Genomic DNA, 7,461 nt, shown 5'->3' on the forward strand with positions numbered 1-7,461 from the left:
GCGGTTTCAGGCCGTGCTGACCTCGTGGTCGCGGGCGCTCCGCAGGGGGACGGCGTGGGCGCAGGGGCGGGGGGCCCGGCTGGCACGGCGGGTGAAGGGGCGGGGCAGCGCGAGGGTGAGGAAGCCTTCGGCCTGCATGGCGGCGAGGCCGATGCGGGGCAGGTCGCGGCCGGCGCGGTAGACGACGAAGCGGGGTTCCCAGCGTGGCTGGAACTTGGCGTTGAACTTGTAGAGGGACTCGATCTGGAACCAGCGGGAGAGGAAGAGCAGGAGGCCGCGCCAGAGGCGGAGGACGGGGCCGGCGCCGATGCGTTCGCCGCGGGCGAGGGCGGAGCGGAACATGGCGAAGTTGAGGGAGACGCGCCGGATGCCGAGGGCGGGGGCGGCCTGGAGGGCGGCGACGATGAGGAGCTCGTTCATGCCGGGGTCGGCGGAGCGGTCGCGGCGCATGAGTTCCAGGGACATGCCGTCGGTGCCCCAGGGCACGAAGTGGATCATGGCTTTGAGGTCGCCGTAGGGGCCTTCGGGGCCGCCTTCGGGGTCGGCGAGGTGGGCGGTCGCTATGACGGCGTCGCCGTCGCCGGGGGCGCCGATGCGGCCGAGGGCCATGGAGAAGCCGCGTTCGGTGTCGGTGCCGCGCCAGTCGGCGGCGGCCTTGCGGACGAGGTCGAGTTCGGCGTCGTCGAGGTCGCGGACGCGGCGCACGCGCGTGGTGTAGCCGTTCCGTTCGATCCGCTTGACCATCTGGCGGACGTTGCGCATGGCGCGGCCGGAGAGGGAGAAGGCGTCGACGTCGATGACGGCCTCGTCGCCGAGTTCGAGGGCGTCGAGTCCGGTCTCGCGGGTCCAGACCTGGCCGCCGGTCTCGGAGCAGCCCATGACGGCGGGGGTCCAGGAGTGGGCGCGGGCCTCGTCCATGAAGCGTTCGATGGCGCCGGGCCAGGCCTCGACGTCGCCGATGGGGTCGCCGCTGGCGAGCATGACGCCGGAGACGACGCGGTAGCAGACGGCGGCCTTGCCGCTGGGGGAGAAGACGACGCCCTTGTCGTGGCGGAGGGCGAAGTGGCCGAGGGAGTCGCGGCCGCCGTGCCGTTCGAGGAGGGCGCGGAGCCGGGTCTCGTCGTCGGCGGTGAGGCGGGCGGCGGGGTGCTCGGGACGGAGCGCGAGGTAGAGGGTGGTGAGGGCGGTGAGCATGCCGAGGGCGCCGAGGGAGTAGCCGACGGTCCAGTCGACGCCGTGGGTGTAGGCGACGGGGCCCTCGACGCCGAGGAGTCCGAGGAGGACGTGTTCGAGGCGGTCGGTGAGGCTGGGGTCGCCGACGACGCGGCGGGGGTGGGCGCTGACGACGACGAGGCCGAGGGCGAGGGAACCGGCGCCCATGACGACGAAGTTGGCGAGGGCGCGCCAGCGGCTGCGGGGGTCGGGGAGGGCGGCGAACTGGTCGCGGTGGCGCAGCAGCAGGGCGAGCAGGCCGAGCGAGAGCAGCGAGCCGAGGACCGAGTGGCGCCAGACGAACTGGGCGGCGGCGCCGAGCGGGAGGAGGAGGACGACGGCCCGCCAGGCGCGGCGCTTGTGGCGCTTGAGGCCGTGGGCGAGCAGGAGCAGGAGGACGCCGGCGCTGAGCGAGACGGCCGCGGAGAGCGGCCCGAGGGTGCCGGGGAGGACCTCGGCGAGGGCGTGGACCCGGCTGGCGCGGAACCGGGGGAAGACCCCGGCGGCGATGTCGACGAGTCCGATCAGGGTGCAGGCCGTACCGACGAGGGAGGGGACCTTCTCGGGGGCCGGGCCGCTCAGAAATCGGCGGACCCGAACCGGAACCGATGATGTTTTGTCCCCATCTACCGTGACAGACATCGCTTCCCGCGCTTCCCGTGCTTCCGTGGTCTTTTGGGGCCCTGTTCGGGGCGCTCCTTAGGACGGGGCTGGGCGGGGGCGGGTTCATTCGGGTTCAGGAAATTCTCAGGAAGTCGTCGGGGCGTCCGGGGACGTCCCAGGAAGGAAGGTTCGACCGTCTCATGGGTCTCACCAGCGGCGCGGTCCTCGTCACGGCGGTGGCGGTGGCCGTCGTGCTGTTCTCGGTCACGGTGGTGCTGTGGCCCCGGCTGGCCCGGCGGGGCTGGCGGGCGGTGCTCGGCAGGGTCGGGCTGCTGTTCGCGACGCAGGTGGTGTTGTTCGCGGCGGTGGGGCTCGGGGCGAATCGTTCCTTCCTCTTCTACGGTTCGTGGGCGGACCTCTTCGGCCAGGAGCAGGAGATGGGGGTGGTCGTCGACCACGGCGCCGCGTCGAAGGACGTGCGGGTGGTGGGGACGCGCGCCCTGGACGTGCCGGGCGGGGCGCGGCCGTCGGTGGGCGGGCAGATCCAGCAGGTGGTGATCCGCGGCGACCGGTCGGGGATCACCTCGCCGGCCTTCGTCTACCTGCCGCCGGAGTACTTCCAGGAGCGGTACGCGAAGCGGTCGTTCCCGGCGTCGGTGGTGCTGACGGGGTATCCGGGGACGGCGGAGAACCTCATCAAGGGGCTGAAGTACCCGAGGACGGCGTACCTCCAGGCGAAGGAGGGGCGGATGCAGCCGATGGTCCTGGTGATGCTGCGGCCGACGGTGGCGCCGCCGCGGGACACCGAGTGCGTGGACGTGCCGGGCGGTCCGCGGACGGAGACCTTCTTCGCCGAGGACCTGCCGCGGGCGGTCTCGGCGGCGTACCGGGTGGGGACGAAGCCCCGGAACTGGGGGTTCATGGGGAACTCGACGGGCGGGTACTGCGCGTTGAAGATCGCGCTGCACCACCCGGACCGCTTCGCCGCGGGCGCCGGCTTCTCCGCGTACTACAAGGCGGCGGAGGACGTGACGACGGGCGACCTCTTCCACGGCGACCAGGGGCTGCGGCGCCGGGCCGACCTGCTGTGGAGCCTGGACCACCGGCCGCAGCCGGCCTCGTCGTTCCTGGTGACGACGTCGAGGACGGGCGAGGGGAACCTGAAGGGGACCCAGGAGTTCATCCGCAAGGTGAGGAGCCCGGCCCGGGTCTCCTCGATCACGCTGGAGAGCGGCGGGCACAACTTCACCACCTGGAAGAGGGAGATCCCGCCCGGCCTGGTGTGGATGAGCGGGAAGCTCCGCGGGGACTGAGCCCCTAGGGGGTCCGGGAGGCGCGGCGCAGGGCCCGGTGGACCCCGGCGGGGGTGAGGACGCCGGCCGGGTGTCCGTCGGCCCCGGTGACGGTGAGCCGGCCGGAGTCGTCCTGGAGGAGCAGCGCGAGCGCGTCCTTGAGGGTGCCCCCGAGGGGGACGGAGGGCGGTACGGGGGCGTGGGCGCCGTCCGTGCGCGCGCGCGTGGCGGGGGCCGGGGCGCGGTCGTCCGGCAGCGGGTCCAGGTCCTCGGCGGTGACCGGGGTGACGGCGAGCCGTTTGAGGGCGCGGTCGCCGCCGACGAAGTCGGCGACGTACGGGGTGGCGGGGGCGGCGAGCACGGTGGCCGGGGTGTCGAACTGCTCGATGCGGCCCTGTCCGTAGACGGCCATGCGGTCGCCGAGGCGGACGGCCTCCTCGATGTCGTGGGTGACGAGGAGGACGGTCTTGCGGACGGTGGCCTGGAGGGCGAGGAACTCGTTCTGGAGCCGTTCGCGGACGACGGGGTCGACGGCGCCGAAGGGCTCGTCCATGAGGAGGACCGGCGGGTCGGCGGCGAGGGCGCGGGCCACGCCGACGCGCTGGCGCTGTCCGCCGGAGAGCTGGGCGGGGTAGCGGGGGCCGTGGACGGCGGGGTCGAGGCCGACGAGTTCGAGGAGTTCGGCGGCCCGCGCGCGTGCGGCGGACTTCTTCCAGCCGAGGAGGGCGGGGACGGTCGCGGTGTTGTCGAGGACCGTGCGGTGGGGGAAGAGCCCGACCTGCTGGATGACGTATCCGATCTTGCGGCGCAGGGCGACCGGGTCGGTGCCGGCGACGTCCCGGCCGTCGACGAGGATGCGGCCGGAGGTCGGTTCGACCAGCCGGTTCACCATCATCATCGTGGTCGTCTTGCCGCAGCCGGAGGGGCCGACGAGCGTGACGAGTTCCCCCTCGGCCACCTCGAAGGAGAGGTCGTCGACCGCGGTGGTGCCGTCCGGATAGCGCTTGGTCACCTGTTCGAACCGGATCATGGGCCCATTCTGTCCCCTCGTCATCCGGCGCGTGTGAAGGCCGTGTTGCGGCGGGGTGGCGGATCGGCGGCGCGGGCCCGTGGACCGGCCCCGTTGTCGGTGGCGGGGGTTAGGGTCGTCAGACACGCGTTCGTACGCCGACGGCCGGGGGGAGGTCCGGATGAGCTCGTCGAACTGCCTGGTCGCCAACGACTGGATCTGCGGCGAGTACCTGCGCACCCGCCGCGAGGAGCTGACCGACGCCCTGGTCCAGCACGTCGGCATCACCACCGCCTCCGTGGCGATCGCGCTGCTCGTCGCCGTGCCGCTGGCCCTCCTCGTCCGGGCCCGGCCCCGCCTGGCCGCCCCGGTCCTCGGGCTGACCACCCTGCTCTACACGGTGCCGTCGCTCGCCATGTTCTCGCTGCTGCTGCCCGTCTTCGGGCTCTCCTCGGCGCTCGTCGTCACCGGCCTGGTGCTGTACGCGCTGACGATCCTGGTGCGGAACGCGCTGGCGGGCCTCGAAGCCGTCCCGGCGGAGACCCGGGAGGCCGCCCGCGGCCTCGGCTTCGGACCCTGGCGGCTGCTCTGGCAGGTCGAACTGCCCCTCGCGCTGCCGGTCCTGATGGCCGGCGTCCGGATGGCCACCGTCTCCACGGTCGCGCTCACCACCATCGGCTCGGTCGTCGGCCGCGGCGGCCTCGGCAACCTCATCGAGGACGCCCTGCCCACCTTCTTCAAGGCGCAGGTGCTCGCCGCCTCGGTGCTGTGCGTGCTGCTCGCGGTCGCCGCCGACCTGCTGCTCCTGGGCGTCCAGCGGGTGCTCACGCCCTGGGCCCGGGCCACGGGCGCGCCGGGAGGTGGGTGAGGTGGGGGTCGTGACGGACGCGTGGACCTGGCTCACCACCGGTGCGCACTGGACCGGCGAGGAGGGCGTCGGCGCCCGCCTCGCCGAGCACGTGTACGTGAGCGGCCTCGCGCTGCTGATCGCCGGCGCGGTCGCGCTGCCGCTCGGGCTCTGGCTCGGCCACCTCGGGCGCGGCGGCGCGCTGGCGGTCAACGTGTCGAACGTCGGGCGGGCCGTCCCGGTCTTCGCCGTCCTCGCCCTCTTCATGGTCTCCCCCCTGCGGAACGCGGGCTACGTGCCGACCGTGACCGCCCTGGTCCTCTTCGCGGTGCCGCCGCTGCTGACCAACGCGTACGTGGGGGTGCGCGAGGTCGACCGGGCGGCCGTCCGGGCGGCCCGGGGCATGGGGATGACGGGCGCCCAGCTCTTCCGGCGGGTCGAACTGCCGCTCGCGGCACCGGTGGTGATGGCGGGGGTGCGCTCCGCCGCCGTGCAGGTGGTCGCCACGGCGACCATCGCCGCCATGGTGGGCCAGGGCGGTCTCGGCCGGATCATCACCGCGGGCTTCGCGCTCTACGACACCGCGCAGGTGGTCGCGGGGGCCGTCCTGGTGGCGCTGCTGGCGCTCGTGGTGGAGGGCCTGCTGATCGGGGTGGACCGGCTCCTCGTGCCCCGCCCGCCCCGCACTTGACGTACTTGGACACCGAGAGCGAAGGACTGAATCCGTGAAGAGGATCTCGCGCGCCGCCGGCGCGCTGCTGGGCTCCGCCGCGCTGGCCGTCTCGCTCGCCGCGTGCGGCGGTGACAGCCTGGAGCAGGGCAAGGAGGAGGCGTCCGGCGGCTCCGGCGGCGGCAAGGGCTCCCTGGTGGTGGGCGCGGCGGCCTTCACCGAGTCGAAGGTGCTCGCGGAGCTGTACGCGCTGCTGCTGCGCGACGCGGGCTACTCGGTCTCGGTCACCACGGTGAAGAACCGCGAACTGTACGAGCCCGCCCTGGAGAAGGGCGAGATCGACGTCGTCCCGGAATACGCGGCGACGCTCGCGGAATTCCTCAACGCGAAGACGAACGGCCCGAAGGCGCCGGAGGAGAAGCCGGTCGCCTCCGGTGACGCGAAGGCCACCGTGGCGGCGCTCCGGAAGCTCGCGGAACCGCGCGGACTGAAGGTCCTGGAAGCCGGCGGGGCCGTCGACCAGAACGCCTTCGCGGTGTCGAAGGAATTCGCCGAGAAGAACGGCCTGAAGACGCTTTCCGATCTCGGCGCGGCGAAGCTGAAGGTGAAGATCGCGGCGGGCGACGAATGCGCGGTCCGGCCCTTCTGCGCCCCCGGCCTGAAGAAGACCTACGGCATCGACGTGATCGGCGTCGACCCCAAGGGCGTCGGCACCCCGCAGGCCAAGCAGGCGGTCAAGGACGGCGTGGACCAGCTGGTCCTGACCACCACCACGGACGCCACGGTGGACGGCTTCGGCCTGGTCTTCCTGGAGGACGACAAGCACCTGCAGAACGCCGACAACGTCCTGCCGGTGGTGAACGCGAAGGAGGCCGGGGCGCCCGAGGTCGCCGCCGCGCTCGACAAGATCACCAAGGTGCTGACCACCGCGGATCTCGCCGAACTCAACCGCGAGGTCGACGCCGAGCGGGCGAAGCCCGAGGATGTCGCCGCCGCCTATCTGAAGGAGAAGGGGCTGGTCGGCAAGTAGACCCGGGAGAGGGGAAGTCGGCCCGAAGCGGAAGCGGAACGCGGTCTCTCCGATTCCGTCGCCGAGAAGTGGCCAAGAGATTGCCGGGCCGACCCCCCACACCGTCCCTACGCACGGTAAATTTCAGGCCATGCCACGTGGACGTCACCGCCATTCCCCGCCTCTGCACAAGCTGATGCCGCCCTCCGCGGTCGCCGGAGCCGCGGTCGTCTGCGCCGTGGCCGCCTGGATCCCCGGGGAACTCGTGGTCGTGCGGCTGCTCGCCGCCGCGGCGGCGGCCGCCGCCGTCACCGGTGCCGTCCTCATGCGCGGCTGGGACCGCAGCGCCGGCCGCCAGGTCGCCGAGCTGACCCGGGCCCGCACCGCCGACCAGTGGAAGGCCGAGGAGCGCCTCGCCGAACTGGAGGCGGACCTGGAGGAGTCCCGCGCCCTGCGCATCCGCCTGGACGCCAAGCTCCGCGCCAAGCGCGTCGAACTGGCCGGACTGCGCGGCGAGCACGCCGACCTGCTCCGCCGCTACGCGACCGCCGAGACCGAGCGCGCCAGCGCCCTGGAGGGCCGCCGCGTCCTGGCCCGGGCGAGCGCCGCCGACACCCCCAAGGAGCTGCCCGCCGCGGGGGCGACGCCCACCCCGGAGGCGTACCGCCGCGCCGCCGAGGCCCTGCGCGACCTCTCCCGCAACGCCGCCGCCCAGCAGGCCCGGCGCACCGCCGAGGCGGCCCGCGCCCGCGACCTCGCCGAGCGCGCCGCCGAGACCGAGGAGCCGCGCGGCCGGCACGCCGCCGAGCAGCACGGCCG

Annotated in this window: 7 protein-coding genes; 5 read left to right on the plus strand and 2 right to left on the minus strand. The window is 73.5% G+C overall.

Annotation, left to right across the window (positions count from 1 at the left end; translation table 11 throughout):
- Positions 1-6: 6 nt before the first annotated feature.
- A complete protein-coding gene (locus tag AB0E83_RS21175) occupies positions 7-1,854 on the minus strand; it encodes a phosphatidylglycerol lysyltransferase domain-containing protein (protein ID WP_362113842.1) in 1,848 nt (615 codons plus the stop codon).
- A 161-nt stretch (positions 1,855-2,015) separates the two neighbouring features.
- On the opposite strand from AB0E83_RS21175, the gene AB0E83_RS21180 reads away from it, so the two are divergent.
- Positions 2,016-3,128, plus strand: coding sequence for an alpha/beta hydrolase-fold protein (locus AB0E83_RS21180; RefSeq protein WP_362113845.1), 1,113 nt, complete (start codon positions 2,016-2,018; stop codon positions 3,126-3,128).
- A gap of 4 nt (positions 3,129-3,132) precedes the next feature.
- Here the strand turns inward: AB0E83_RS21180 and AB0E83_RS21185 are convergent, their stop codons facing one another.
- Positions 3,133-4,137, minus strand: a complete 1,005-nt coding sequence (locus tag AB0E83_RS21185; RefSeq protein WP_362113848.1) for an ATP-binding cassette domain-containing protein — start codon at positions 4,135-4,137, stop codon at positions 3,133-3,135.
- 160 nt (positions 4,138-4,297) lie between these two features.
- Here AB0E83_RS21185 and AB0E83_RS21190 point away from each other — a divergent pair, with 160 nt between their 5' ends.
- The 4 genes from AB0E83_RS21190 to AB0E83_RS21205 all read left to right on the plus strand — a co-directional run.
- A complete protein-coding gene (locus AB0E83_RS21190) occupies positions 4,298-4,984 on the plus strand; it encodes an ABC transporter permease (protein WP_362113851.1) in 687 nt (228 codons plus the stop codon).
- A 1-nt stretch (position 4,985) separates the two neighbouring features.
- On the plus strand, positions 4,986-5,654 hold the full coding sequence (locus AB0E83_RS21195; RefSeq protein ID WP_362113854.1) for an ABC transporter permease: 669 nt from the start codon (positions 4,986-4,988) through the stop codon (positions 5,652-5,654).
- A 34-nt stretch (positions 5,655-5,688) separates the two neighbouring features.
- Positions 5,689-6,663 (plus strand): ABC transporter substrate-binding protein, encoded by a 975-nt coding sequence (locus AB0E83_RS21200; RefSeq protein ID WP_362113857.1) that lies wholly within the window; start codon positions 5,689-5,691, stop codon positions 6,661-6,663.
- Between the two features lie 130 nt (positions 6,664-6,793).
- On the plus strand, positions 6,794-7,461 hold a 668-nt coding region (locus AB0E83_RS21205), incomplete at its 3' end, for a hypothetical protein (RefSeq protein WP_362113860.1).

The sequence above is a fragment of the Streptomyces sp. NPDC035033 genome (assembly GCF_040636735.1).
Lineage (GTDB): Bacteria > Actinomycetota > Actinomycetes > Streptomycetales > Streptomycetaceae > Streptomyces.